This window comes from Nonomuraea sp. CA-218870 (genome assembly GCF_050936535.1).
Taxonomy (GTDB): Bacteria; Actinomycetota; Actinomycetes; order Streptosporangiales; family Streptosporangiaceae; genus Nonomuraea; species Nonomuraea corallina.
Genome location: NZ_JBNJMN010000001.1, coordinates 4,333,022 through 4,356,600 on the forward strand (window position 1 = coordinate 4,333,022; position 23,579 = coordinate 4,356,600).

Annotated in this window: 29 protein-coding genes and 1 pseudogene; 15 read left to right on the forward strand and 15 right to left on the reverse strand. The window is 70.4% G+C overall.

The genetic code is table 11. The features are described from left to right. Positions 1-852 (reverse strand): NAD(P)-dependent oxidoreductase, encoded by an 852-nt coding sequence (locus tag ACQEUU_RS20965; RefSeq protein WP_433068344.1) that lies wholly within the window; start codon positions 850-852, stop codon positions 1-3. A 77-nt stretch (positions 853-929) separates the two neighbouring features. Then, positions 930-1,124 (reverse strand): hypothetical protein, encoded by a 195-nt coding sequence (locus ACQEUU_RS20970; protein ID WP_433068345.1) that lies wholly within the window; start codon positions 1,122-1,124, stop codon positions 930-932. Here ACQEUU_RS20970 and ACQEUU_RS20975 point away from each other — a divergent pair. Continuing rightward, positions 1,123-1,698, forward strand: coding sequence for a Tn3 family transposase (locus ACQEUU_RS20975; protein WP_433071917.1), 576 nt, complete (start codon positions 1,123-1,125; stop codon positions 1,696-1,698). The two genes, ACQEUU_RS20970 and ACQEUU_RS20975, sit on opposite strands and share 2 nt — an antisense overlap. Here the strand turns inward: ACQEUU_RS20975 and ACQEUU_RS20980 are convergent, their stop codons facing one another. Beyond that, positions 1,699-1,821: a hypothetical protein gene (locus ACQEUU_RS20980; protein WP_433068347.1), complete on the reverse strand. Its 123-nt coding sequence runs from the start codon at positions 1,819-1,821 to the stop codon at positions 1,699-1,701. It abuts the gene before it with no gap. 261 nt (positions 1,822-2,082) lie between these two features. Here ACQEUU_RS20980 and ACQEUU_RS20985 point away from each other — a divergent pair. Then, positions 2,083-2,145: pseudogene (locus ACQEUU_RS20985) on the forward strand (hypothetical protein); the annotation flags it as partial. A 47-nt stretch (positions 2,146-2,192) separates the two neighbouring features. Continuing rightward, positions 2,193-2,393 (forward strand): hypothetical protein, encoded by a 201-nt coding sequence (locus ACQEUU_RS20990; RefSeq protein WP_433072029.1) that lies wholly within the window; start codon positions 2,193-2,195, stop codon positions 2,391-2,393. A gap of 524 nt (positions 2,394-2,917) precedes the next feature. On the opposite strand, the gene ACQEUU_RS20995 is transcribed toward ACQEUU_RS20990, so the two are convergent. The 3 genes from ACQEUU_RS20995 to ACQEUU_RS21005 all read right to left on the reverse strand — a co-directional run bounded on the left by ACQEUU_RS20995 (position 2,918) and on the right by ACQEUU_RS21005 (position 6,218). Next, positions 2,918-4,063 carry a winged helix DNA-binding domain-containing protein gene (locus ACQEUU_RS20995; protein ID WP_433068349.1) on the reverse strand — a complete coding sequence of 382 codons (1,146 nt, stop codon included), beginning with the start codon at positions 4,061-4,063 and terminating at the stop codon, positions 2,918-2,920. 58 nt (positions 4,064-4,121) lie between these two features. Then, positions 4,122-4,964, reverse strand: coding sequence for an NAD(P)H-binding protein (locus ACQEUU_RS21000; RefSeq protein ID WP_433068350.1), 843 nt, complete (start codon positions 4,962-4,964; stop codon positions 4,122-4,124). Positions 4,965-5,027: 63 nt separating this feature from the next. Then, positions 5,028-6,218 (reverse strand): epoxide hydrolase family protein, encoded by a 1,191-nt coding sequence (locus ACQEUU_RS21005; RefSeq protein WP_433068352.1) that lies wholly within the window; start codon positions 6,216-6,218, stop codon positions 5,028-5,030. 57 nt (positions 6,219-6,275) lie between these two features. On the opposite strand from ACQEUU_RS21005, the gene ACQEUU_RS21010 reads away from it, so the two are divergent. Further along, positions 6,276-7,250 (forward strand): helix-turn-helix transcriptional regulator, encoded by a 975-nt coding sequence (locus tag ACQEUU_RS21010; protein WP_433068354.1) that lies wholly within the window; start codon positions 6,276-6,278, stop codon positions 7,248-7,250. Positions 7,251-8,185: 935 nt separating this feature from the next. On the opposite strand, the gene ACQEUU_RS21015 is transcribed toward ACQEUU_RS21010, so the two are convergent. After that, the gene (locus tag ACQEUU_RS21015) at positions 8,186-8,827 is read right to left on the reverse strand and encodes a recombinase family protein (RefSeq protein ID WP_433071919.1); all 642 of its coding nucleotides are present in this window, start codon (positions 8,825-8,827) and stop codon (positions 8,186-8,188) included. A 532-nt stretch (positions 8,828-9,359) separates the two neighbouring features. Here ACQEUU_RS21015 and ACQEUU_RS21020 point away from each other — a divergent pair. Further along, complete coding sequence (locus tag ACQEUU_RS21020) at positions 9,360-9,587, forward strand: hypothetical protein (RefSeq protein ID WP_433068355.1); 228 nt, start codon at positions 9,360-9,362, stop codon at positions 9,585-9,587. On the opposite strand, the gene ACQEUU_RS21025 is transcribed toward ACQEUU_RS21020, so the two are convergent. Beyond that, entirely contained in the window at positions 9,574-10,212 is a 639-nt protein-coding gene (locus ACQEUU_RS21025; protein ID WP_433068356.1) for a TetR/AcrR family transcriptional regulator, read from the reverse strand. The genes ACQEUU_RS21020 and ACQEUU_RS21025 overlap by 14 nt on opposite strands. 94 nt (positions 10,213-10,306) lie before the next feature. On the opposite strand from ACQEUU_RS21025, the gene ACQEUU_RS21030 reads away from it, so the two are divergent. From ACQEUU_RS21030 to ACQEUU_RS21040, 3 genes are all read left to right on the forward strand, one after another. Continuing rightward, a complete protein-coding gene (locus ACQEUU_RS21030) occupies positions 10,307-11,056 on the forward strand; it encodes an SDR family oxidoreductase (protein ID WP_433068358.1) in 750 nt (249 codons plus the stop codon). Positions 11,057-11,112: 56 nt separating this feature from the next. After that, on the forward strand, positions 11,113-11,778 hold the full coding sequence (locus ACQEUU_RS21035; protein ID WP_433068360.1) for an NADPH-dependent F420 reductase: 666 nt from the start codon (positions 11,113-11,115) through the stop codon (positions 11,776-11,778). Positions 11,779-11,886: 108 nt separating this feature from the next. Beyond that, on the forward strand, positions 11,887-12,324 hold the full coding sequence (locus ACQEUU_RS21040; RefSeq protein WP_433068362.1) for a hypothetical protein: 438 nt from the start codon (positions 11,887-11,889) through the stop codon (positions 12,322-12,324). Positions 12,325-12,380: 56 nt separating this feature from the next. Here ACQEUU_RS21040 and ACQEUU_RS21045 read toward each other — a convergent pair whose 3' ends face one another. Then, positions 12,381-13,592 (reverse strand): M20 family metallopeptidase, encoded by a 1,212-nt coding sequence (locus ACQEUU_RS21045; protein ID WP_433068363.1) that lies wholly within the window; start codon positions 13,590-13,592, stop codon positions 12,381-12,383. Between the two features lie 104 nt (positions 13,593-13,696). On the opposite strand from ACQEUU_RS21045, the gene ACQEUU_RS21050 reads away from it, so the two are divergent. From ACQEUU_RS21050 to ACQEUU_RS21060, 3 genes are all read left to right on the forward strand, one after another. Then, positions 13,697-14,155: an Lrp/AsnC family transcriptional regulator gene (locus ACQEUU_RS21050; protein ID WP_433068365.1), complete on the forward strand. Its 459-nt coding sequence runs from the start codon at positions 13,697-13,699 to the stop codon at positions 14,153-14,155. Positions 14,156-14,176: 21 nt separating this feature from the next. Then, complete coding sequence (locus ACQEUU_RS21055) at positions 14,177-14,491, forward strand: NIPSNAP family protein (RefSeq protein ID WP_433068367.1); 315 nt, start codon at positions 14,177-14,179, stop codon at positions 14,489-14,491. A 74-nt stretch (positions 14,492-14,565) separates the two neighbouring features. Beyond that, the gene (locus ACQEUU_RS21060; protein WP_433068369.1) at positions 14,566-15,159 is read left to right on the forward strand and encodes a TetR/AcrR family transcriptional regulator; all 594 of its coding nucleotides are present in this window, start codon (positions 14,566-14,568) and stop codon (positions 15,157-15,159) included. Here the strand turns inward: ACQEUU_RS21060 and ACQEUU_RS21065 are convergent. After that, a complete protein-coding gene (locus ACQEUU_RS21065; protein ID WP_433068371.1) occupies positions 15,154-16,158 on the reverse strand; it encodes a zinc-dependent alcohol dehydrogenase family protein in 1,005 nt (334 codons plus the stop codon). The two genes, ACQEUU_RS21060 and ACQEUU_RS21065, sit on opposite strands and share 6 nt — an antisense overlap. Before the next feature lie 67 nt (positions 16,159-16,225). On the opposite strand from ACQEUU_RS21065, the gene ACQEUU_RS21070 reads away from it, so the two are divergent. Next, positions 16,226-16,543: an ArsR/SmtB family transcription factor gene (locus ACQEUU_RS21070; protein WP_270155382.1), complete on the forward strand. Its 318-nt coding sequence runs from the start codon at positions 16,226-16,228 to the stop codon at positions 16,541-16,543. Between the two features lie 25 nt (positions 16,544-16,568). Here the strand turns inward: ACQEUU_RS21070 and ACQEUU_RS21075 are convergent, their stop codons facing one another. Then, complete coding sequence (locus ACQEUU_RS21075; RefSeq protein WP_270155381.1) at positions 16,569-16,880, reverse strand: hypothetical protein; 312 nt, start codon at positions 16,878-16,880, stop codon at positions 16,569-16,571. Between the two features lie 107 nt (positions 16,881-16,987). On the opposite strand from ACQEUU_RS21075, the gene ACQEUU_RS21080 reads away from it, so the two are divergent. Beyond that, complete coding sequence (locus tag ACQEUU_RS21080) at positions 16,988-17,962, forward strand: helix-turn-helix domain-containing protein (protein WP_270155380.1); 975 nt, start codon at positions 16,988-16,990, stop codon at positions 17,960-17,962. Positions 17,963-17,968: 6 nt separating this feature from the next. Here the strand turns inward: ACQEUU_RS21080 and ACQEUU_RS21085 are convergent, their stop codons facing one another. After that, complete coding sequence (locus ACQEUU_RS21085) at positions 17,969-18,808, reverse strand: helix-turn-helix transcriptional regulator (protein WP_270155379.1); 840 nt, start codon at positions 18,806-18,808, stop codon at positions 17,969-17,971. A 124-nt stretch (positions 18,809-18,932) separates the two neighbouring features. Between ACQEUU_RS21085 and ACQEUU_RS21090 the strand changes: the two genes are divergently transcribed. Further along, entirely contained in the window at positions 18,933-19,712 is a 780-nt protein-coding gene (locus tag ACQEUU_RS21090; protein WP_270155378.1) for an NAD(P)H-dependent oxidoreductase, read from the forward strand. Between the two features lie 115 nt (positions 19,713-19,827). Here ACQEUU_RS21090 and ACQEUU_RS21095 read toward each other — a convergent pair whose 3' ends face one another. Genes ACQEUU_RS21095 through ACQEUU_RS21105 form a run of 3 tightly spaced genes read right to left on the reverse strand, consistent with a single transcriptional unit; the run spans position 19,828 to position 22,324 of the window. Next, positions 19,828-21,693, reverse strand: coding sequence for a tetratricopeptide repeat protein (locus tag ACQEUU_RS21095; protein WP_433068374.1), 1,866 nt, complete (start codon positions 21,691-21,693; stop codon positions 19,828-19,830). A gap of 29 nt (positions 21,694-21,722) precedes the next feature. Beyond that, positions 21,723-21,950 (reverse strand): hypothetical protein, encoded by a 228-nt coding sequence (locus ACQEUU_RS21100; RefSeq protein ID WP_433068375.1) that lies wholly within the window; start codon positions 21,948-21,950, stop codon positions 21,723-21,725. Between the two features lie 38 nt (positions 21,951-21,988). Further along, positions 21,989-22,324: a hypothetical protein gene (locus tag ACQEUU_RS21105; RefSeq protein WP_433068377.1), complete on the reverse strand. Its 336-nt coding sequence runs from the start codon at positions 22,322-22,324 to the stop codon at positions 21,989-21,991. A 282-nt stretch (positions 22,325-22,606) separates the two neighbouring features. Here ACQEUU_RS21105 and ACQEUU_RS21110 point away from each other — a divergent pair, with 282 nt between their 5' ends. Continuing rightward, positions 22,607-23,572: a helix-turn-helix transcriptional regulator gene (locus ACQEUU_RS21110; RefSeq protein ID WP_433068379.1), complete on the forward strand. Its 966-nt coding sequence runs from the start codon at positions 22,607-22,609 to the stop codon at positions 23,570-23,572. Positions 23,573-23,579 lie beyond the last annotated feature (7 nt).

Genomic DNA, 23,579 nt, shown 5'->3' on the forward strand with positions numbered 1-23,579 from the left:
TCACGGCCCCTCGCCGAGGCCGTCGTCCACCGGGACGTCCTCCGGGCGCAGGTCCAGCCCCGACGCGGTCGCCTGCAGGTCGAGCAGGATGGCGAAGTCCTCGTCGACCCGGCCCGAGGCGACGCCGGCCTGGACGAACTGGGCGGTGAGGGCCGTGACCGGCATCGGCACGTCCAGCGCGCGGGCGGCCGCCAGCCCCAGGTCGAAGTCCTTGCGCAGCAGAGGCGGCGTGAACGTCGGCGTGTAGTCCAGGTGCACGAACGCCGGCGACTTGTAGCGGGTGAACGCCGAACCCATGACGCTGTCGTTGAGGAACTCCAGGAAGGCGTGGCGCGGGACGCCGCCCTTCTCGGCCAGTACGGTGATCTCGGCCCGCGCCTGGGTGACCACGCCCAGCATCAGGTTGTGGGCGATCTTCACCAGGCGGGCGGTGTCGCCCTCTCCCACGTAGGTGACCGACCTGCCGAGGTGCCGCAGCAGGTGGGCGACCTGGTCGTAGGTCTCCCGGGGGCCGGACACCACCAGGCTGAGCCCGCCGGTCCGCGCCACCTTCGGGTTGCCGCTGACCGGCGCGGCCAGATAGGCGACGCCCCGCGCCTCGCAGGCCCGGCGAAGCTCGGCCGACGACTCCACGGACACGGTCGAGGAGTCGACCACGACCCCCGGCACCCGGTCACCCGTGAGCAGTCCGTCGTCGCCGAGCAGCACCTGTTCGAGGACGGCGGCGGTGGAGACCGTGGTGAACACCACGTCCCGGTCCCGCAGCGCGCCGAGCGACTCGGCGACCGACGCGCCGTGCGCCTTGAGCGGTTCGGCCTTGGCGGCGGTGCGGTTCCAGGCGGTGACGTCCACGCCGGCGTCGCCGCGGCACCCCCTGTGACCTGGAACGTCTCCCGTGGGCGCGCGGGTGAACCGTCGTGGCTCACGGGTCACGCGGCCACCGAAGGGACGCGCGGGATGGCGGAGTTGGGGTCGGTGCCGCCGAAGGCCAGCCCTATGACGAAGTCGGCCACCTCCTCCAGCTGACGAGCGCGGTCCAGCGGCCCCAGCACGGCCGGGGCCTCCGCGGCCACCCGGTTCCGGCACATCGAGGCCCTGTTCGGTGAGCCCGGCCGCAACGTCATCGACTGGGACCTGATCGAGCGCCACTACGACGACCTGATGCGCGTGGTGCTGTCGGTCGCGGCCGGGAAGATCTCCAGCGTGACGTTGCTGCGCCGGCTGTCGACCTACTCGCGGCGCAACAACTTTTACAAGGCGTTCCGGGAGGTCGGCAGGGTGATCCGCACGATCCAACTACTTCGTTACGTGTCGGATCCGCAGCTGCGGCGGCGGACCACCGCGGCGACCAACAAGGTCGAGTCCTACTACAACTTCTCCGCTTGGTGCCGGTTCGGCAACGAGGGCCGGGTCCGTGACAACGACCCCGCCGAGCAGGAGAAACACATCAAGTTCTCCACTCTGCTGACCGACGCGGTCATCTTCCACACCACCCTGGACATGATGAGCGTGCTGCGGCAGCTCGCCGCGGAGGGCTGGGAGATCAGCCCGAAGGACCTGGCCGTGCTCTCGCCGTACCAGACAATGCGGATCAACCGGTTCGGGGTCTACGCCACCGACGAAATCACCGTCACCCCGGAGCAGTACGACGCGCACCTGCCCGACACCGTCCTCACCGTCCGGGAGCCGGTGTCCTGATCAGCCCTGGTGGCCGTCGCCGCGCAGGTCGCGCATCAACGGGTCGCCGTTGACCAGCGGTGCCCGGCGGACCGCGCCGAGGACTATCTCGGGGGTCCTCGACGAGGCACGTGGAACGGGCATGGATCGGGTGCTGGCAGTCTGCGCCGTTGACAACGCCGCCTCAGTGAAGACGATCGAGCGGTGCGGGGGAGCCTTCGAAGCCATCAGCGACCGCAGTATCGGCCCTCTGCGGCGTTACTGGTTCCAGCTCTAGCAACACGGCCCCTTCCGGAGCCGATAACAGTGCATCGGATCTTGAGGCGAACCGTTCCGTGTCGTCGCTGGTTCTTAGCAGGAGAGTCACCCGGAGTGTTATGGTCTCGTCTCTGGACGGAGGTCGTCATGCATAAGTTGGTGGTCCTGTATTCCAAGCCCGCCGACCCTGACCACTTCCGCGACTACTACGTGACCAACCACCTTCCGCTGGTCATGAATCTGCCAGGCCTGCTTGCGTGGCGCTACAGCTTCGCGTGGCGGCGAGCAAGGGAGAAGCGCCGTATTTCGCGGTCTTCGAAGGCGACTTCGCTGACGCCGCCGCCATGGCCGCGGCGCGGGCGTCGCCGCAAGGCCAGCGGGTGGCCGCCGATGTCGCCAACTACGCCACCGGCGGTGCGGTCATCATCCACTATCCGGTGCAGGACGGCACCGGCTGAGGCAGGCCGGTACGCTCCGGGACGCGTTCGGTCGGCCGTTGCGGCCAGGTCCGGCTATCGGCGGACGCCGTTCGCGGGTGCCGGTTCGTTGAGCGTCAAAGGTGAGCCGATGTCCTGGCCGGATGTCCCGGTGGTTGATGCGTGCGTGCGGCGCGACGGCCGGGGCGGTAGCCCCACGGCCGTCACCGACGACGACCCGGCGGCGACGGACGCGGGGCTTGAGGACCAACGCGCGGAGATCCAGCGGTTAGGGGGCGGCGGCGATCGGCGCGTGGGTCGTAGGTTGATCGCTCATGTCGGCGACGTTCTTGACGAAAGCGGAAGCTGCGGCGTTCGGCCGGTACGGGTTCGAGCCACCCGACCGGGACGTGCTAGACCGGTTGTCGATTTCCGAAGTGGACTGCACGGATGATCGAGGTCCTCTGCACGAATTCTTGCCGGTGGGCGGATACGGTCACCTTCCGTAAGGCGCGGTCAGCAGCATGAGCGGGCGTCTGTGGATGGCACGCATGAGCAGGGCCTGCTCACTGCCGATCGCTTTTCTCGCCGGTCACCGCGTCGTCGTGGCCGACGAGCGTGGCCCTGCCGCTGCGGAGGTCGTGGCCGGCGCCGGGCGCGGCGAACTCCAGCAGCCGGGCGCCTTCGGTCTCGACCTCGGCGCGCTCGGTGGCGGTCAGCGGCCGGAACGGGTCGATCTCCAGAGTCGCTGACGCTTTGCCCGGATGGAGCTTCCAGGCGCCCGTCACCTGCCCGTCCACCAGGAAGGTGGCGCGCATCCCGTTGCGCGTCATGACCCGTTTGCGGTCCTGCTCCGAGATCACGCGGGTGCGGTCGGCGTGGGAGGCCAGCAGGTTGTCGTATTCGGGCAAGAAGCGAACCGGCGCGTGGGCGTCGGCGCCGGGGCGTGGCGCATCCGGCAGGTCGAACAGCTCGATCCCGCGCTCGTCGTGGAAGACCGCCAGCTGCGGCCGCAGCCTCTCCAGGACGGGACGCAGCCGGGTTCGGCCGGCCCATGTCTGCACGTCGGTGACCGAGGCCGGGCCGAACGCGGCAAGGTAGCGCAGCACGATGTGTTCGGAGTCGGCGGCGGGGGCGGGCTCGGCTCCGGTCCAGCCGGCCGCCGTCGCGTACCGGGTGGTGCCGCCGACGCCCCAGACGGCGCGTGGTGGCACCTGAACTAGCGGTACCAGGTTGCGCACGACGGTGGCGAGCGCACGGGGCTCGCGATCGGGCCACCGCTCGTGCAGCGCCGCCCTGAGCTCCTTGGGGGTGAGGTGCCGTGCGCCGAGCAGCGCCCGGCCCGACTCCGCCACGGCCGCACGGTCCAGACCGGTCAGGATCGTCTTGAACGCGGTGTCCAGCTCACGGTCGAGCGCAGGCTGCGCCCATGGCCGCAACGAGCGGTAGTCCGCCGTGGTGACCAGGTGGATGGTGCTGCGCATCAGCGCGACCCGCACCAGGCGGCGCTCGGTCAGCGCGTCCGCCAGGTCGGCGGTGCCGAACTTCCGCAACCTGCTCCAGAGCCCGAAGTAGGGCGCGTACGGCGCCTGCGCCTGCATGCCGACCAGCCGGGTGACCGTCTCCTCGGCGGTCGCGTCGGCCCGTTCCAGCAGCCACTGTCGGGCCAGCAGCGCTCGCCCCAACTCCCGTCGCCTCAGCACCTGTGCCACCGTGCCGTCCTTTCCGTCCATCCGGCAGGGGCGGCGGATGCCGCCCCTGCCTCATTGATCATCCGCCGAAGTCGGCCCGGTGATCCGCGGCCCACCGGGCGTAGGTGCGCGCGGGGTGCCCGGTGATCTGCTCGATGACGTCGTTGACCGGCGCGGGCTTGCCGACCGCCTGCGCCATGAGACCGAACAGCGCCGCCAGGAACTCAGGGTCCATGAACCGGCTCATCTGCTCCAGCACCGCCTCCGGGTCGAGGTCCTCGACGGTGAGCGGGCGCCCCAGCATCTCGCCGAGGATGCCGACCTGCTGTGCCTGGGTCAGCGACTCGGGGCCGGTCAGGTCGTAGGCCCGCCCCGCGTGCCCGCCGCCGATCAACGTCCGCGCGGCCACCTCGGCGACGTCCCTCTCGTGCACGGCGCTGAAGGCCGCTTCGGCGTACGGCGCGCGAATGACGTCACCGCCCTGGAGCTGCATCGCGAACGTCAACGAGTTGATGGCGGGGAACAGCAGCCGCAGGAACGTCCACTCGATCCCGGACGCCTCGACGGCCCGCTCGACGTCGCGGTGGTACTGGGCGATCACGTCAGGCTGCCGCTCGGCGCCCGGGACGACCGCCCCGGAGGACAGGAACACCAGCCGCCGCACCCCGGCCGGGCCCGCGGCCGCCAGCAGCGGAGCGACATCCATCCCGTACTGCAGAACCAGGAAGGCGGCCTCGACGCCGGCCAATGCCGCTGGCAGCGTCTCGGGCTTGGTCAGATCGCCCCGGACGACGTCGACTTCCTCCGGAAGCTCCGCCCGCTCCGGAGTACGGGTCAGCGCCCGCACCGGCGCACCCGAGGCGACCAGCTCCTCTACCGCCTGACGTCCGAAGTGAGCCGTGGCACCGATGACGAGATACATGAGTGTTTCCTTTCGCGCGAAGACATGGGGGCTGAGGGGGGTCCGCCGAAAAACCGGCGGCGGTCAGCGAACCTTGCGGAAGAACTGCCGTATGTCGTGGACGAGCAGATCGGGGGCGTCGTGCGCGGCGAAGTGGCTGCCCCGGTCATAAACGTTCCAGGAGAAGATATTTTTGTGGTCGCGGTCGGCGAACGTCCGGATCGACTGAAAGTCCCAGGCGAAATTGGCCAGGCCGAGGGGCACGGTGGTGGGCTCGGGCACGGAGGTGCCCCGGCCGTTCGACTTCTGTTGTACGGGGGCCGCCGCCGCGTCCTCGTAGTAGAACCGGGCGGCTGAGGCGGCCGTGTTGGTCAGCCAGTAGATCATCACGTTGGTGAGCACGAAGTCCGGGTCGAGCGAAGCGCCGAGCAGCTGCGCGTGCCAGCCCAGCAGGCCGGCCGGTGAGTCGGCCAGTGCGTGCGCCAGATTCTGCGGCTCGGTGGACTGGAGCTTGTCGTACGCGCCCCGGTTCTGGGTGAACCACTCGGCGAACGCGAGCTTGCCGAGCTCCTCCTCAGACAGACCGGCCGACTCGGCGGGGTCGCCCGACGGGAACGAGAAGACCTGCGTCACGTGCACGCCGCAGACGTGCCCAGGGTCAACCCGGCCCACCTCGGGCGAGATCAGCGACCCGCCGTCGTTGCCAGCCGCGCCGTACCGGTCGTACCCGAGCCGGCGCATCAGCTCGGCCCAGGCCCGGGCCACCCGGTACCGATTCCAGCCGCGCTCCCGGGTCGGCCCGGAGAAGCCGAAGCCCGGCACCGACGGAATGACCAGATGGAACGCGTCCGCCGGGTCGCCGCCGTGCGCACGCGGGTCGGTGAGCGGGCCGATCACGTCCAGCCACTCGACCACCGAGGTCGGCCAGCCGTGGGTCAGGATCAGCGGCGTCGCGTCCGGCTCCGGCGACAGCACGTGCAGGAAGTGGATGTTCTGGCCGTCGATCTCAGTGGTGAACTGCGGGTACGCGTTCAGCTTCGCCTCCCAGGCCCGCCAGTCGTACCCCGTGCGCCACCGCTCGACGAGCTGCTTGACATAGCCCACCGGGACGCCGTACTCCCAACCGGGCGACACCGGGCCGACCGGCGCCGACTCGCCCGCGGGCAGCTCCTCCGCCCACCGGGTCCGCGCCAGCCGCTGCTGGAGATCGTCGAGGTCGACCTGGGGGATGTCGATCCAGAACGGGGCGATCGTGCTGTCGTTCGTCATGGTCATCAGCGTAGGATTCATTTAGGCAAGGTCCGTTCCTAATGCTCTGGCAGACTCCGAAGAATGTTGGAAACCTCGGCGCGGCTGCTGCGCCTGCTCTCGCTACTCCAGACGCCCCGCGAGTGGACCGGCGCCGAACTGGCCGAACGGCTGTCGGTCAGCACCCGCACCATCCGCAACGACGTGGAACGCCTGCGAAACCTCGGCTATCCGGTGCACGGCAACCGAGGCGCGGTGGGCGGCTACCGGCTCGGCGCCGGGGCCGCGCTGCCGCCGCTGCTGCTCGACGATGAAGAGGCGGTCGCGGTGGCGATCGGACTGCGCACCGCCGCCGGGGGCACGATCACCGGAGTCGAGGAGACCTCGCTGCGCGCGCTGGCCAAACTGGAGCAGGTGCTACCGACCCGGCTCCGGCGCCGTGTCAACGCTCTCCAGCGGTACGCCGTCGCGGTACCCCTGGACGACCTGGGCCCACGGGTGGACGCGGACACGCTGAGCGCCCTCGCCGCCGCCTGCCGGGATCACGAGCGCCTGCGATTCGACTACCGAAGCCACGACGGCTCCGAGAGCCGGCGCGAGGTCGAACCATACCGACTGGTCAACTGGGGACGACGGTGGTACCTCGTCGGGTTCGACGTCGAGCGGGCCGACTGGCGGACGTTCCGGGTAGACCGACTCCACCCACGCACCCCGACAGGTCCCAGATTCACCCCCCGCGAACTCCCCGAGGAAGCCGTCGACCAGGTACGCCGGGGCGTGTCGTCGGCCGCCTGGCGGCACCGGGCCCAGGTCATCGTGCACGCACCGGCCGAACAGCTCGCCGAGCGGATCAACGCCGCCATCGGCAGCATCACGCCGATCGACGACACCCGCTGCCTGCTGGACACCGGCGCGGACAGCATCGAGGCGCTCGCCGTTCACCTCGGCCTGCTCGGCGTCGACTTCACCGTGACGAAGCCCGCGAAGCTCGTCGAACTCGTGCGCGCACTCGCTGGCCGCTACCACCGCGCCACCGAGGCACGGCCGCAGGACACCTGAGCCAATGCGGACGAGGCCGCCCGCCGCGGCTCCTTCCTCCATGCGGTTGCGCATCCGCTCATCGGCTACTTGGAGTGCGTTGCCAGCGGTGTGGAGCGGCGATGATCCGCTTCGTTGAGCGGCACCCATCGTCTCCTGCCAAAGGTCGGCGCGACGGGTGCGGCTCTGTCCGCACCTCACCGTCGAGGAAGTGGAACGACACGAAATGAGCCCAGCGCCGACCAACTCATCAAGCTGCTTAACGCTGGATCTCCGCGCGTTGGTCATCAAGCCCCGACGCGGACCGGCGTGCGGTCGCTGCTGCGGCCGGCACCTCGCACGTGGTGTTCCTCGGCCCGGGGCGGACGCCGGACGGTGGCTGGCCGGTCCGGTTGACCCGCACCGCGCTGGGCAAGCTGAACGACCGCCAACACATCGGCGGGCGCACGTTCGACACCGACGCGCCACGGATCGCCGCGCCCGGCGCACCACGCATGCTGGTACCGGTCCACGACCGGTCGGCGCTGCTCCGAGTCTGCCCGCACCTCGGCAGGCTGACAGCGGCGTGCCAGCGGTACGGGCTCCTCGGCTGTTTCGTGTACGTACCGCCGGTGGGCGAGCGACCGGGTGCGGCGCGGATGGTCGCGCCGGCGATCGGTGTCGACGAGGACGTCGCCAACGCCAACAGCACCGACTGCCTGGCCGCCCACCTCTGCTCGACACGACAGGGGCGCAGACGGTCGCGATCGAGGTGGAGCAGGGCGACGCCCTCGGTCGACCGGCCAGCGTGCTCGCTTCGGCCCGACGCGGGCCCGCGGGCATCACGACCCGGACCGGCGGGTTAGCGGTGGTCCGCGACGGACACTGAGGCGACGACTAGACCGTCCTCTTCTGCAATCCGCGCATGGGGCTGGGGCTGTCCGCTGCGGTCAAGCGTTGGCACCCGGTGGCGGCCGTCAGCGGGACGCGGTGTCGAGGGCGCGGCTGAGTGTCCATCGGGAGACGCGCAGCTTGGCGGCGACGGCGGTTCGGGTTTGTCCGGCCCCGAGCAGGATGCGGGCGTCGGCGATCTGTTCGGAGGTCAGGGCGCGAGGACGGCCGCCGACGCGGCCTCGGGCGCGGGCGGCGTCGAGGCCTTCGCGGGTGCCTTTGACGATCTGCTGACGTTGGAACTTGGCGATGGCGGCGAACACGGTGAAGATCAGTTCGCCGCACATGTCGTCGCTGGTATCGAGCACGATGCCGTCGAGGGTGCGGAAGTGGCGGCCGTTGGCGTGCAGGTCGTCTTCGACGATGGCGAGGAGTTCGCGGGTGTCGCGGCCCAGCCGGGTCAGGTCGAGCACGACGAGGGTGTCGCCGCGGCGCATGTGATCGAGGGCGGCGGTCAGGCCGGGCCGAGTGGTGCCCTTGACGCCGGATGCCTTGTCGAGGTAGATCCGGGCGCAGCCGGCGGTCTTGAGGGCGCCGATCTGGCGCGCAAGTTCCTGGGCGGCGGTGGATACCCGGGCCAGTCCGATGAGGTCTTCGCGGGCGGCTGGGTCGTCGTTGAGGATGACGTGATCTTTGATGGTGGCCTCCCGGCGTGGTAAGGCTTCAATGTAGCGAAAACGGTGGTTGGAGGTCTTGTGCTACCTGCCAGGTGTGCTACATGGTTTCGCTACCGGTTCAGGGGTGGTCGGCCTGTGCGGCTGCCGATCCGTACGGGGGCGAAAACGATCGTTATTGCCCCTGCTGGACGGCGCTGGCTTGCCCACCGAAGATGATCCTGCCTATCGGGACTTCTCCGAGCGCTGGTCCTCAAGGGCCGATCCAAGATCGGAGACTGCTCAAGATCATCACTAGCGCCGTTTTCGTGGATCATGTTAGTCACGGGCCGGCAAGAACAAGGGCAAGCCGCCGTCCGTCGCCTCGCTCTACCGGGCATTTGCCGAAGCCGAGGCGGCAGCCGAACAGGCCGCCGCGAACGACCGCGTGACGCTGCGACCCAAGCCCGCCCCGATCCGGCAGCGCAGCGAGCCGGAAACACCCGAGGAAGCCGAGCTCCACGACCGCCTCCAGGCTCAGGTACTCCAACGCCGCGCGGGCCAGTAGCCCAAACCCGCACCCACTACTGGCCCCGCTACCCGCCTATTGCCGGTTTCGGCCGCACCTTGGCTGCACCCCGAGTACGGTCTCACCGGCCTGGGACAGAGCCTGGTCGACGGTCCGCTGCGGGCTCTCGGCCGCTGGATCCAGGACCACGGCGACGAGCTCGTCGAGGCTCAGGAGCAGTCCGTACGGGACGTCCTCGACCCCCGGGAGACCACGACGGCGAGGCGGGCGCACGCCCGCAGACCTCCCTCGTTCAGCAGGCCGTAGAACCCGCCGGAGGGGTCGAGAGAGGCGGCCAGGTGCGCAGGGCGGCGTCGGCCATGGCCTGGAGTTCGTCACGGCCGACACCGCTCGCGGCCTGCACGGCGATGCCGAAGACCAGGGTGGTGACGTAGCGGGCCAGGAGCCCGGGATCGGTCTCCGGAGGCAGGTCGCCGTCGTCGACGGCCTGCTGGAACCGTTCCTGGACGCGGGCGCAGCCGTCGTTGCGCCAGGCGGCGAGCAGGTCGCGGACGCCACGCCCGGCGTCGCCGGTGACCAGGGCGCTCTGGACGCCCAGGCACCCTTGGGGAGCGGCCGGGCGGGTGGTGGCCCGGATGACGCCGTTCAGGATCGCGGTGGCGACGCCGAGGGCGGTCGGCTCCTCCAGGGCGCGCGGCAGGTAGGCGCTGGGGCCTTCGCTGTAGCGCCGCAGGGCCTTGCGGAACAGCTCCTCCTTGTTGCCGAAGGCGGCGTACATGCTGGTGGTGGAGATCCCCATGGCGTCGGTCAGGCCGGCCAGGCTGGCTCCCTCGTAGCCGTGCTTCCAGAAGACCAGCATGGCTCGCTCGAGTGCTTCGTCGGGATCGAATCCTCGCGGCCGTCCGACGGGGCCGCTCCGTTTGGTCTCCACACCGGCAGCCTACCTCTTTCGCATCGATCGCTGCAGAAGTGCTAAGGTTCGAGTTCCGCATCGATCGATACAGAAATAACAGGAGGTCATGGACATGGGACTGCTTGAGGGCAAGACCGCTCTGGTCACCGGGGGCACCGCCGGCATCGGCCTGGCCAGTGCCGTCCGGCTGGCGGCCGAGGGCGCGCACGTGTTCATCACCGGCCGGCGCCGGGCCGAGCTCGACGCGGCCGTCGAGGTGATGGGGCAGGCGGCCACCGGGGTGATCGGCGACATCGCGAACCTGGCCGACCTGGACCGGCTCTACGAGACGATCCGCGGCCGGGGACGTGGGCTGGACGTGCTGTTCGCCAACGCCTCCGTCGCCGAGTTCGTGACGCTGGAGCAGGTCACCGAGGAGCACTTCGACACGCTCTTCGGCATCAACGTCCGGGGCACGCTGTTCACCGTCCAGAAGGCGCTGCCCCTGCTCAACGACGGCGCCTCGGTGATCCTGAACGGTTCCACCAACGTGGACGCCGGCGACGCGGCGTTCGGCGTGTACGCGGCGACCAAGGCCGCCACCCGGTCGTTCTCCAGGACCTGGGCCAACGAGCTCAAGGGCCGCGGCATCCGGGTCAACACCATCACCCCCGGCCCGACCGACACCCCTGGCCTGTCGGGGATCGCCCCCGACGCCGAGCAGGCCGCCGGCCTCAGGCGGAAACTGGCCGCGCACGTGCCGCTGGGCCGGCTCGGCCGCCCGGAGGAGATCGCCGCCGCCGTGGCCTTCCTCGCCTCGGACCAGAGCAGCTTCATCACCGGTTCGAGCCTGTACGTCGACGGCGGCCTGAACCAGATCTGAGCCCCACCCGAAGGCGGGGGCGTCAGGCGACACCCACGAGAGACAGGCGGGAACGCATGACAGTGATCGGCATCATCGGCGCAGGCGAGGTCGGCAGTCAGATCGCGCGGGCGGCGATCGCGAACGGGTACGAAGTCGTCATCGCCAACTCACGAGGACCCGAGACCCTGCGGGGCCTCGTCGCGGAGCTCGGCCCGTCGGCGCGTGCCGCGACCGCCGCCGAGGCCGCCGCCGCCGGGGACTTCGCGGTCGTGGCGGTCCCTCTCAAGATGGTCAACGACATGCCGGCGGAGGAACTGGCGGGCAAGATCGTGCTGGACACGAACAACTACATGGTCTGGCGCGACGGCCACATCCCGGTCGTCGACTCGGGCGAGAAGACCGTCCACGAGCTGCGCCAAGAGCATCTCCCGCGGTCCAAGGTCGTCAAGGCCTTCACCCACATCCAGGCTCCCCGCATCACCACCGCGGGCCTCCCGGCGGGCACCCCCGGCCGGCTTGCGTTGTCGGCTTCGAGCGACTTTCCCGAAGCCGTGGAGCTCGTGACGCGGCTGTACGACCAGTTCGGGTTCGACACGGTCGACAACAGCCCGCTCAGCGAGTCCTGGCGCAGCGGCCCAGGCCAGCCCGCCTGGCTGGCGCACGAGCACCAGACCCGGGACGAACTGGTCGCCAACCTCGCCAGGGCACGCAACTACGCCATCCATAACATACAGTCATAAATCCCGCATAATGATCTATCTTTCCCTCTCCCGCCTCAGTAGCATCGCCCGTGATCACGAAAACGTGCCGGCAGGGCCCGGCACACGGGGGATCGGGAGAGGTCCAATATGCGCAAGCGGCTCAGCGTCGCCAAAGCGATGGTCGTACTCGGCGTGACCGCCATGACCGTCATGTCGACCGGGGTGGCGCACGCGGCCACCAGCAGCATGCACGTCTATCACGCGGCCGGAAACGTGGCGGGCACGGTCTGGTTCAACTCCGGCACGTCGAACATGACGAAAGGCCGGAACTCCTTCACGGTGAAGGACGTCCTCTGCAACGACGGCTGGACGGTGTACGCGCAGTACAAGAAGAGCTCATGGAACAACCCCCTCGTCGGCTGGAGGTACACGGACGGCGTGTCCTGCACCGGAGGACCCAGGGAGCTCAGCGTGTCCATCTCCGGTGACGTGAGCAGGCAGCAGTTCATCTGGCGCGGCTGCAAGCAGTCCGAGAGCAACCTCAAGGTCGAGTGCGAGGACTACGTCAGCGACTACCTGGACTGACGCGGACCCGTGCCCCGCCCAGGCCCTCGGCCTGGGCGGAACCCGGGTGAAGGAGGTCAGGCCAGCAGGTCGCCGGCGTACAGAGCGTAGACGGCGGCGCAGCGGCGCATGGCGGCCTCCTCGACGTACTCCTCGGGACCGTGGGAGACGTCCAGCCGGCCGGGCCCGAAGCCGAAGGCGGGGATGCCGAGCTGGGCGTACCAGCGGATCTCCAGGATTCCCGCGCACATCTCGAAGCGGGCCGGCGCGCCCTGGACGCCGGCGACGACGCGCGCCAGCGCGGCGGCGGCCGGGTGGTCCGGCGCGGTGCGGGCGGAGGGCTGCGACTGCGTCGTGGTGATCGACACCTGCGCGCCGACCTCCACGGCGGCGTCCTCGATGAGGGCGGTCAGCCGCTTGAGCTCGACCCCCAGGTCCTCCTCCGGGTTGTAGCGCCCGTCGACCGTGAAGTACGCGGAGCCGGGCACCACGTTGAAGTTGGAGCCGCCGCCGAACAGGCCGCCGACCACGATCATGGTGCCGGTGGCGTCGTCGGGGTGCATCGGGGTGGCGGTGTGCCGCCCGGCCATCTCGGCGGCGTAGCGCTCGACCGGGCGGGCGACGTGCAGCAGGTGCTCGAAGGCGTTCACGCCGGTGTCGGCCTGGCCGACGTGCGCCTCGCGCCCCTGGATGTCGACGCGCAGGGAGATCGCGCCGCGGGCGGCGTTCCAGATGCCGCCGCCGCTGGGCTCAGCGGTGAGCATGGCCAACGCGGCCGGGTCGATCAGCCCGGCGGCGCGCAGGTGCCCGGCGCCCACGACGCTGCCGGTCTCCTCGTCGCAGACCAGGTGCACGACGATCCGGCCGTCGCCGAGCAGGCCCAGCTCCTGGGCCGCGGCGGCGCCGTACAGCATGCTGACGATGCCGCCCTTCATGTCGGCGGCGCCGCGCCCGATGATCCTGCCGTCCTGGCGTCGCGCGGTGAACTGCGCCGGGTGCTGGGCGGGGACCACGTCGAAGTGGCCGTGGAAGTAGACCAGCCGGTCCCCGTCGCCGGCGGTGCCGCGCACGACGCACGGGTCCTCCAGGTGAGCGGGCGCGCCGGCGATGTCGATGATCTCGGGGGAGAGGCCGAGCCGGTCCATCTCCTGCCGCAGGATCGCGGCGCACCGGCCCAGCGCGCGGCCGGGCGGGTTCTCGGAGTCCACGGCCACCAGCCGCTCCAGCAGCCGGGCCATCTCCTCACTTCGGCGGTCCAGCCAGGCTTCGACCTGTGCCACACGATCCATAGCGACCATCTCTCTGCTGAGGGGGATGTCCGGGCCAGCCGTGAAGCAATTCTAGGACGTGAAACGCCTCATGTGGTTGCGAGTCATGGCGGTACGCTGCCCTGATGCGCAATGTTCCTTCACTGGATGCCATCGATCGGCAGATATTGTTTCATCTGCAGCGTGACGGCCGGCTGACCAACGTCGAGCTGGCCAGGCGGGTGGGCCTGACGCCGCCGCCATGCCTGCGACGGGTCAAGCGCCTGGAGGAGAGCGGCGTCATCAGCGGCTACCGGGCGACCGTCGACCACGAGCTGCTCGGCGGCGGGCTGGAGGTGATCGTCTCCATCGAGGTGAGCGTGAGTGACCTGAAGACCCTCGAAGAGCTGGAGAGGACCATCGCCGCCTACGACGAGGTGGTCGAGTTCCGCAGGCTGTTCGCCACGCCCGACTACCACCTGCGCGTCCTCGTCGCCGACTACGCGGCCTACGAGGCGTTCCAGACCGGCAAGATCATCGGGATTCCGGGCGTGGCGCGGGTGATCTCCCAGCCGACCATGAAGAAGATCAAGGTGATCGACTGACGCGCCGTTAGCCTGGTACGCGTGATTACCTGTGTGGTGGAGTACGTGATCGACCCGGCGCAGATCGAGTCGTTCGAACGCTTCGGGCGCCGCTGGATGGACCTGGTCGACCGGCACGGCGGCACGCACCACGGCTACTTCCTGCCGGCGGAGGGCGCCAGCGACAGGGCGCTCGCCCTGTTCAGCTTCCCCAGCCTCGCCGCGTACGAGGAGTACCGGACGCTGTTCGGCCGGGACCCCGAGTTCATCGAGGCCGATCGCATCAGGGACGAGAGCGGCTGCGTCCTGCGCCACGAGCGCACCTTCATGCGGCCGATGCTGCCCGGCGCCTCCTGATCCCGAATCTTGTCCCTGACCTGGTAATCTAGGCCGGCTAGTTCGGGGCTAATGGTTCTAGGAATGGCGGCCGCATGGTCAGGGCGGGGCTGACGACGGATCGGGTCACGCTCGCGGGCGCCGAGCTGGCCGACGAGGTCGGGCTCGACCACGTGACCATGTCGGCGGTGGCGCGGCGGCTCGGGGTGAGGGACGCGAGCCTGTACGCGCACGTACGCGGCCTGGAGGACCTGCGCGGCCGGATCGCGCTCCTGGCGGCGGACGAGAAGACGATCCGCATCGCCGAGGCCACCGCCGGGCGGGCCGGGAAGGACGCGCTGACGGCGTTCGCGAACGCCTGGCGCGACTACGCCCACGCCCATCCCGGCCGCTACAGCGCGACCCAGCTCCCGGCGCGGCCCGAGCCCGAGCTCGCCGGGCGGGCGGCCGGACCGCGACGTGCGGCCGACCTGACCTACAGCATGCTGCGCGCCTACGCGCTGGACGAGCCCGACCTGACCGACGCGGTCCGGCTGGTGCGCAGCACGCTCCACGGCTTCGTCAGCCTCGAGGCCGCCGGCGGGTTCGCGCACGCGCGCCCGGCCGGGGACTCCTGGACCCGCTGCCTCGACGCCCTGCACGCCGTCCTGGAGCGCTGGCCCGCAGCCCGCGAAGCCGCCCTGTCATGACCGGTGGTCCACCGTGACCACGATCTTGCCGAACTGGGTGTTGGACTCCAGGTGCCGGTGCGCCTCCACGATCTCCTCCAGCGGGAACACGCGGTCCACCACCGCCCGGAACGCTCCGCTGCGCAGCCCCGAGCCGATGAACGCGGTGGCGCGGCCCAGCCGCCGCGGGTCCCTGGCGATCTCCAGCATGGTGTAGGTCCGCATGTTCAGGGCGGGCATGCCCAGATCGAACCCGGGATACGGGGTCGGCTGCCCGCTGAGCGCCCCCCACAGCCACAGCGTCCCGTCCGCCGCCACCGCCCGGGCCAGCTCGGTCACGCCGGGACCGGCGACGGCGTCGAAGACGTGCCGGGCTCCCTGTCCGCCGGTCAGCTCCAGCACGCGTCCGGCCACGTCCTCCTCGTCGGAGACGATGACCTCCGCCGCGCCCTCGTCGATCAGCTGCGCGGCCTTGGCGCGGGTGCGGGTGACGGCCACCGGGACGGCGCCCAGGCGGTCGGCGGTGCGGATCGCGGCCAGGCCGACGCTGCTGGAGGCCGCGTTCACCACCGCCACGTCACCCGCCCGCAGGCGGCCGATCTCCACCATCGCGCCGTAGGCGGTCAGGTACGGCATCCACACGGCCGCGCCGGAGACGGCGTCCACCTGGGCGGGCCGGTGCAGCAGCGCGGTGACCGGCACGATCGCCCGCTCGGCGTAGACGCCGTGGTCGTTCTGGGAGAAGTTCGGCACGACGCTGACCGGCTGTCCCTGCTCGAAGCCGGTCACGCCCGGGCCGACCGCCTCGATCGTGCCGGCGGCCTCGGAGCCGAGCCTGGCGGGCAGCCGCTTGACCGGCTCGATGTAGTGGCCGCTCCTGAACAGGGCCTCGGCCCTGTTGACGCCGATCGCCTCTACCCGGATGCGCGCCTCGCCCGGTCCCGGCTCACCGGGGTCGTGGTCCTCCAGCCTCATCACCTCGGGCCCGCCCAGCTCGTGGAACAGCACGGTCCTGGCCATGCGCCTTCCTTCCCGCCGCACAAGTACGATAGTCATCGAATTTCGACGGTCATCGTACTATGAAGTCATGGAACGTACCCCGCCCCACCCGGAGATGGACCGGTTCGACCTGCAGCGGGTGCTGGAGGCGCTCGTGGACCCGGTCCGCCGGAGCATCGTCGCGCAGCTCGACGCGGCGGGGGAGGACATCGCCTGCGGCGCCTTCGACATCTCCGTCAGCAAGTCCACCGCCACCCATCACTTCAAGGTGCTGCGCGAGGCCGGCCTGATCAGGCAGTACTACGTGGGCACCTCGCGCCTGAACGCGCTGCGCCGCACCGAGATGGACCAGGCGTTCCCCGGCCTGCTCGACGCCGTCATCCCCGCGCGGGCCGCCGGGCGGTGAGCCGGCTCACGCCCGACGCCGGCACTCAGACGCTGCCCTTGCGCTCGATGACCAGGACGCGCGCCTCCGGCGCGGGATGCGCGACGTGCTCGTCGCCGGGCTCGACGGCGCAGACGTCGCCGGGCGTCAGCCGCCGGACGCGTTCCTCGCCGTCGCTCCGGTAGTGCATGTCCACCGCGCCGTCCAGGACGACGAACACCTCCGGCCCGTCGTTGACGTGCCAGACGTACGGCCTGTCGGTCCAGTGCAGGCGCACTGTGGCGGTGTCGATCTCGGTGATGTCGGCGGCGCCCCAGGCCCGCTCGGCGTGGAACGTGCGCGCGTCCAGGAAGATCACGTCATTCCTCCGTCAGATGTACCAGTGGTGACCCCGCACCAGATCCTGGGCCACGGGACGGGGAGGCGACGAGTGACAGAAATGCCCCGATACGCAAGAATCCTGCCATGCATCGTGTCGTCGCCCTGGCGCTGCCGTCGGTGGTGATGTTCGACCTGGCCATCCCGGCCGAGGTGTTCGGCGGGGACGGCTACTCCTTCGCCGTGTGCGCCGAGACTCCCGGGCACGTTCCCACGACCAACGGGTTCGACGTGCGGATCACGCGAGGGCTCGACGCGCTCGACACGGCCGACACCGTGGTCGTGCCCGGCTACGCGCCGCCGGAGGAGCCCTCCGCCCGGGTGCTGGACGCCCTGCGCGCCGCCTCCGCGCGCGGCGCCCGGGTCGTCTCGATCTGCACGGGCGCGTTCGCGCTGGCCGCGGCCGGCCTGCTGGACGGCCGCGCGGCCACCACGCACTGGGTGGACGCCCCCGCCCTCGCCGCGCGCTACCCGGCGGTGGACGTCGACCCCGACGTGCTGTACGCCGACGGCGGACGAACCCTCACCAGCGCCGGCTTCGCGGCCGGCATCGACCTGTGCCTCCACCTCGTGCGCGCCGACCACGGCGCGGAGGCCGCGGTCCGCGTCGCCCGCCGCCTGGTCGTCGCCCCCCACCGGGAGGGCGGCCAGTCCCAGTTCCTGGAACGCCCGCTGCCACCCGGCGGGGAAGGCCTGGCAGCCGTCTGCGAGTGGGCGCTGCGGCACCTGGCCGAGCCGCTGACCGTCGCCGGCCTCGCCCGGCAGGCGGGCTGGTCCGCGCGCACCTTCGCCCGCCGGTTCACTGCCGAAACCGGGATGACGCCGCACCGCTGGCTCGCCGCCCAGCGCGTTCTCGAGGCGCGGCGCCTGCTGGAGCAGACGGACCTGCCCGTGGACGAGGTGGCGCGACGCTCCGGACTGGGCACGGCGGCCAACCTGCGCACCCACCTGCATCGCGACGCCGCCACCACGCCGACGGCCTACCGCCGCGCCTACCGGGGGCGTACCCGCCAGGACCACCGCGGCGACGAGCCGAGACCGCAGGCACATGACGCGGCCTGACGGCCGTCACCTGCCCCGTCGCGCGTCCGCCGCGGGGCGCGCGTCGGCGTCCAGCCCGGCCAGGAGCCGCAGGGCGTCCTCGGCGGGGCTGCCGGGAGCCGCCGAGAGCACCACCAGTTCCAGGCCCGACTCATCCGGCAGGGTGAAGTTCTCCTGATGCAGTTCCAGGTCGCCGACCAGGGGGTGCCGGTAGGCCTTGCGCGCGTGGGTCCGGGTGCGCACGTCCGCGCGGGCCCACAGACGCCGGAAGCGCTCGCTGCCCATCGCCAGCTCCCCGATCAGCGAGGCCAGGCGCGGATCCTCGGGATACTTGCCGGCCGCCAGACGCAGGTGCCCGACCACGTCGCGGGTGCACTGGTCCCAGTCGCCGTACAGGCCGCGCCCGCTCTCCTGCAGGAAGAGGTGCCGGGCCGTGTTCAGGCCCTTCATCGGGCGGCCGTACAGCAGCTCGGCCAGGCGGTTGCCGGCGGCGGCGTCGAGGCGGTGGTCCAGGATGAGCGCCGGCGCGCCGCTGATCAGGTCCAGGACGCGCAGCAGCTCGGGCCGCAGCCGCCCCGTGGGTGACCTGGCCGTTCGGCGGCGCTGGCGGGCCAGCCGGTGCAGGTGATCGCGTTCGGTGTCGTCCAGCTCCAGCACCCGCGCCAGCGCGTCGAGGACCTGTTCCGAGGGCTGGGTGGCGCGGCCCTGTTCGAGGCGTACGTAGTAGTCCACGCTCACCCCGGCCAGGTGCGCGACCTCCTCGCGGCGCAGCCCTTGGACGCGCCGGCGGCCGGCGGCCGGGATGCCCGCCGCGGCCGGGTCTATCCGGGAGCGGCGGGTGCGCAGGAAACCCGCGAGATCGTCCATGGTCCCACTATCGCGCGGACAGGTCGCGGTGAGGGTGGCCCTGCCGGTCCCAGGAAACGGCGGCCCTGAACACCGGCCGCCCGGAGGCGCAGGATCGGGGGCACCTGATCGGAAGGAGTCTCGTATGAAGACGTTGATCGTCCATGCGCATCCGGAGCCGCGCTCGCTCAACGGCGCGCTGAAGGACCTGGCGGTGTCCACGCTGGAGCGGGCCGGGCACGAGGTGCGGGTCAGCGACCTGTACGCGATGGGCTGGAAGGCGGTGGTGGACGCCGGGGACTTCGGGACGTCCGCCTCCAGCCCGCTGAAGGTCACCGCCGACTCGGGGCGGGCCTTCGACACCGGCACCCTGGCCCCGGAGGTCCGCGCCGAGCAGGACAAGCTGCTGTGGGCGGACACGGTCATCTTCCAGTTCCCGCTGTGGTGGTACACCATGCCGGCGATCCTCAAGGGCTGGTTCGACCGGGTCTTCACGTACAACTTCGCCTACGGCGTCGGCGAGCACAGCGACGTCAAGTACGGCGAGCGGTTCGGCGAGGGGACCCTCGCGGGCAGGCGGGCGCTGCTGTCGGTGACCGTCGGCGGCCGCGAGTCGCACTACGCCGAGCGGGGGGTCGCCGGGCCGATCGACGACCTGCTGTTCCCGATCCAGCACGGGATCCTGTACTACCCGGGGCTGGAGGTGCTGCCGCCGTTCGTGCTGTACAGCGCGGACCGGGTCGACGACGACGGCTTCCAGGACATCGCCAAGGCGTGGGAACAGCGGCTGCTGACCTTGGAGTCGACCGAGCCGATCGCGTTCCGGCCGCAGAACTCCGGCGACTACGAGATCCCGTCGCTGGAGCTGAAGCAGGGGCTGGAGCCGCCGGGCCGCTCGGGATTCCGGCTGCACGTACGGCCCTGACCTGGAGCAAGGGGAGTGCCGGCCCCGCCGCGGGTCATCGTGAGCCGGCGCGGCGGGCGACGGCGAACCCGGAGCAACCCCCTGCAGGGTGGATGCCTAGGCCATCGCCCTGGCCTCAAGTGCCGGCGAGCGAGCGCGTGCAGTTGGCGCGACGGCGGGTGACCATGGCGGTGTCGACGCTCTCATGGAGCAGCGCCTGGTCGTAGTCGTCGATCGCTTCCTGCCACCGCCCCATGAATTGATGCACAAGCCCTCGGTTGGTGTAGGTGGCGGCGTCTGGTCTGATCGACAGCGCACGGGTGAGGTCCTTGAGCGCCTGAGCGGGATGTCCCATGTCGAACCAGGTCGTGGCCCGGTTCATCAGGGCCTCCGTCATCGCCGGGCGGGCCGCCAGCGCGGCGGTGAAGGCGGCCAGCGCGGCCCGGTGGTCGCGATCCTGCAATGCCAGGAGTCCGAGCGTGCAGAGCAGGTCGGGGTGGCCAGGACTCAGTTCGAGGCCTCGTTCCACGTCCTGTCTGGCCTCGCCGAAGCGGCCCTGCGCGTGGTGCAGGTTGGCGCGGTTGAGCAGGGCGTTCACGTATCCAGGATCCAGCTCCAGCGCCCTGCCGTACTCCTCGACCGCCTCAACGTCTCGGCCCATCGCCGCGTACGACAGGGCGGCGTTGAAAGAGATCTGAGGGAAGGCCGGCCCTGCAGCCGCGGCCAGTTGGTAGTCACGCACTGCCCGGAGGTGGTCCCCGGCAGCCCGCCAGTTGTTGGCCCGTTCGAAGTAGATCTCGGGGGACATCGGCTCGTGCTCTATGGCCTCGGTGAACGCCTCGGCCGCCAGGGCATACCTGCGGGTGCGGTAGTGCAGGCGTCCGACGTTCTGCAGGTAAACCCCGGCCTCGCAGGCGTAGAGGTCAGGGAAGTCGCGCTTCAGGTCCCGCAGCCCGCTGCGCAGCAGCCGCATGGCGCTGTCTGGGCGTTTGGCACGCAGTTCGAGCAGTGCGCGCAGATTGGTGTCGATGAAGATGGCGTTCGCTTCCGGGTTCAGGCTCTCTGGGACGTCGCGCAGGTGCCGCAGGCACTCCTCCAGTTGGCGGATTCCGATCTCGTAGTCGCGGTCCTGCGGGTCGTGTAGTCGGGCGTGCATCAGCGCCCGGGCGTTGGCACAGTTGAGCAGCGTGACGGGGTTGTCTGTGTGCTGCTGCAGGTCGGCGCAGAGCGCCTCGGCCTCCCGTAGCTGTCCCAGCATCATGAGCGAGGTGATGACGATCCTGTGCATGCGGCCCTCGGTAAGGACGTCCTGCGGCGAGTGCCGTAGGGCCTCGCGAGCCAGCCGCATGGCGATCTCGTAGAAGCCGACGACGGAGTAGTGATGGGCGGCCTCCGCCAACGCCTCGACAATGCGGGTGGGCTCAGCCGAACTGCGTTCGAGGTGGTACGGCAGCAGGGTGAGCTCCAGTGATCTGCGCCCCAGCTGCGACAGCTCGTCCGCCCGCTTGGCGTGGGCGTCCGGGCCGGCGAGGTCCGGACCTGGGCGCGGCCCGTGCCCCTGCAGCACGATACGGGCCTGGTCCGGACGGATGCGCCGGCTGAGGATGTCGAGGAACTCCCGCTGGAGCGGGTCAGCATGGTCCACGTTGGTGAACACGACATGCTCGCCGTCCCGCCACCAAAGCCCCAGGAGCTCCACCATGGCGTGCGCCAGCCATCTGGTGCGGGTGCGGGGATGGAGTCCCTCGTCGCGGCCGTTGGCGGTGAAGGGGATCTGGCCTGGCCGGCCGATGACGGAGGCGAGGTCAGGGGCCGTTTGAAGAACGATCGCGTGGCTGTCCGGGGCCAGGATGACGAGGGTTCTGGCGAACCGCCTGATGAAGTCGGGGCGCTCGCGCTGGATACGCGGGAGCAACTGGTTCATCAACTCGTTGCACCCCACGTACGGAAAGACTCCGTGTGCGTGGCAGTCGACGTGCAGGACGTCCGGGGTGGGCGACACGATCGGCCTCCTGTTGCGGGGATCCGGGATCAGCCTGCGACGATGCAGGCGACGCTGGCGGCAGGGGCGGTGTCGACACTGCTGACCGTCGCCAGCGCCAGGGAGGCGCGGATGTCGGACTGCGCGCTGTCGGCGCTGGACACCTCCTGTGGGGCGGCGGCGGCCTGCGCCGGAGTTGAGACGATGGTGCCGAACGCGGCGGTGGCGAGAACGCCAAGTGTGCCGGCGGCGAGGCGCTGACGGGCGTCTTCAAGCATGGCGAGATTTCCCTTCCAGGGTGTGTGGTGGTCCGGCTTCAGACGATCCGCCACAGCCGCAGTCGCGGCTCGTTGCTGATCGTCTTCCGAGTGAGATTCCTGAGGATGGTGCGAGCCTGCGGCTCGCTGTCAGCCATGAGAAAGCCGAAGATCATCATTTGGTTCTGGACCGACCTGACGCGGAGGTGCTGAACCCCGTCGTCGTCGGTCGCATGCCGCCATAGGAAGCCGGTGAGTTCCTCGGGCGGCAAGGCGGGAGTCGAGACGAGCGGCCCGACCCAGGCCACTGCCATCATCATCTGGCGTTGCCACTCCCCATCAGGGGTTGCCCCAGCCGAACCCGTTTGCGGCGGCCGACGTTCGTATTCCGGCATGTGCTGCGCGTCCTTGCATGAGCATGACTCCTCGCCAGGTCATGAGGGGGATGAAGGCGGTGGTGGGGGTGTTACGCCGCTCACTGCTGCCTGTTTCGAGGGTGCCGCCGCCCGGGCCCGCTGTCACCGTGATCGGCCTGGCGTGATCCTGCCTGGCGCAGACGCGCCAGTGGCAGAGCGGAGCTTCGCGGCCTTCAGTAAACGACCAGGACGTGTCACAATCCCGTCACAAGCCATCCCGTGAAGCCTTTGCGTGCCGTCTGATGGTGATGAGGAAAAGCCATGCTCGATGCGCTGGGAATGTCCACGGCGGATGAGGCCGTCTATCGCGGCGTGCTGGACCATCCGCAGCTCGACCTCGTCGGCCTGGCCGCACGGCTGGGCATCGGCACCGACTCCGTACGCGCCTCCCTGGATCGCCTCGTCGACCTCGCGCTGGTGCGCGTCAACGGCGGAGGCTTCCATGTTGTACGCCCTCAGGCGGCCCTGCAGGCGCTCCTGGCCAAAGCCGAGGCTGAGATACTCGCCAGACAGCAGCGTATCGAGGCCACCAAGGCCGCGGTGGTCGCCCTCGCCTCCCAATACGACGACCGCGACGAGCCGGAGACCATCCGCAGGCTCAACGGCCTGGACGAGGTGCGCGATTACCTGGCCGAGCTGTCCCGCAGCGCCCGAACCGAATGCCTGTCCCTCACCCCGGCCGGACCGCAGCAGCCCGAGGCCATGGCCGCGGAGAAGGAACTCAATCTGCCGGCGTTACGACGCGGCGTAGCCATCCGCAACATCTACCTGGACAGCTACCGCAACGACCCCGCCACGCTGGCCCACGCCCGGTGGATGGCGGAACACGGCGGGCAGAGCCGGACCACGGCGACCCTGCCCCTCAGACTGGTCATCATCGATCGCCGAATCGCGCTGGTCCCCATCGATCCCGACCGCTCCGCAGACGGAGCCTTGGAGCTGGACAGCCCCGGCGTGATCACCGCTCTTGTTGCGCTGTTCGAACAACTCTGGGCCGCGGGAACTCCGCTCGGTGAGGCGCCACCCAAGGACGAGCACGGGCTCAATCAGCAGGAACGCGAGCTGCTACGGCTGCTCGCGGACGGCCACACCGACGAGTCCGCAGGCCGCCAGCTGGCCGTCTCCACACGCAGCGTGCAGCGCATGATGACCGCCATCACTGAGCGCCTGGGCGCCACGAGCCGGTTCCAGGCCGGCGTCGAGGCGCAACGGCGCGGGTGGCTGTGACGGCCTA

What these genes read in the sequence shown, in the direction of transcription:
- ACQEUU_RS20970 (WP_433068345.1), bottom strand. Translation starts at nt 1,124, where the DNA reads ATGACGTTGCGGCCGGGCTCACCGAACAGGGCCTCGATGTGCCGGAAC.
- ACQEUU_RS20980 (WP_433068347.1), bottom strand. Translation starts at nt 1,821, where the DNA reads ATGCCCGTTCCACGTGCCTCGTCGAGGACCCCCGAGATAGTCCTCGGC.
- ACQEUU_RS21000 (WP_433068350.1), bottom strand. Translation starts at nt 4,964, where the DNA reads ATGTATCTCGTCATCGGTGCCACGGCTCACTTCGGACGTCAGGCGGTA.
- ACQEUU_RS21005 (WP_433068352.1), bottom strand. Translation starts at nt 6,218, where the DNA reads ATGACCATGACGAACGACAGCACGATCGCCCCGTTCTGGATCGACATC.
- ACQEUU_RS21010 (WP_433068354.1), top strand. Translation starts at nt 6,276, where the DNA reads ATGTTGGAAACCTCGGCGCGGCTGCTGCGCCTGCTCTCGCTACTCCAG.
- ACQEUU_RS21030 (WP_433068358.1), top strand. Translation starts at nt 10,307, where the DNA reads ATGGGACTGCTTGAGGGCAAGACCGCTCTGGTCACCGGGGGCACCGCC.
- ACQEUU_RS21035 (WP_433068360.1), top strand. Translation starts at nt 11,113, where the DNA reads ATGACAGTGATCGGCATCATCGGCGCAGGCGAGGTCGGCAGTCAGATC.
- ACQEUU_RS21040 (WP_433068362.1), top strand. Translation starts at nt 11,887, where the DNA reads ATGCGCAAGCGGCTCAGCGTCGCCAAAGCGATGGTCGTACTCGGCGTG.
- ACQEUU_RS21045 (WP_433068363.1), bottom strand. Translation starts at nt 13,592, where the DNA reads ATGGATCGTGTGGCACAGGTCGAAGCCTGGCTGGACCGCCGAAGTGAG.
- ACQEUU_RS21050 (WP_433068365.1), top strand. Translation starts at nt 13,697, where the DNA reads ATGCGCAATGTTCCTTCACTGGATGCCATCGATCGGCAGATATTGTTT.
- ACQEUU_RS21060 (WP_433068369.1), top strand. Translation starts at nt 14,566, where the DNA reads ATGGTCAGGGCGGGGCTGACGACGGATCGGGTCACGCTCGCGGGCGCC.
- ACQEUU_RS21065 (WP_433068371.1), bottom strand. Translation starts at nt 16,158, where the DNA reads ATGGCCAGGACCGTGCTGTTCCACGAGCTGGGCGGGCCCGAGGTGATG.
- ACQEUU_RS21070 (WP_270155382.1), top strand. Translation starts at nt 16,226, where the DNA reads ATGGAACGTACCCCGCCCCACCCGGAGATGGACCGGTTCGACCTGCAG.
- ACQEUU_RS21080 (WP_270155380.1), top strand. Translation starts at nt 16,988, where the DNA reads ATGCATCGTGTCGTCGCCCTGGCGCTGCCGTCGGTGGTGATGTTCGAC.
- ACQEUU_RS21085 (WP_270155379.1), bottom strand. Translation starts at nt 18,808, where the DNA reads ATGGACGATCTCGCGGGTTTCCTGCGCACCCGCCGCTCCCGGATAGAC.
- ACQEUU_RS21090 (WP_270155378.1), top strand. Translation starts at nt 18,933, where the DNA reads ATGAAGACGTTGATCGTCCATGCGCATCCGGAGCCGCGCTCGCTCAAC.
- ACQEUU_RS21100 (WP_433068375.1), bottom strand. Translation starts at nt 21,950, where the DNA reads ATGCTTGAAGACGCCCGTCAGCGCCTCGCCGCCGGCACACTTGGCGTT.
- ACQEUU_RS21105 (WP_433068377.1), bottom strand. Translation starts at nt 22,324, where the DNA reads ATGCCGGAATACGAACGTCGGCCGCCGCAAACGGGTTCGGCTGGGGCA.
- ACQEUU_RS21110 (WP_433068379.1), top strand. Translation starts at nt 22,607, where the DNA reads ATGCTCGATGCGCTGGGAATGTCCACGGCGGATGAGGCCGTCTATCGC.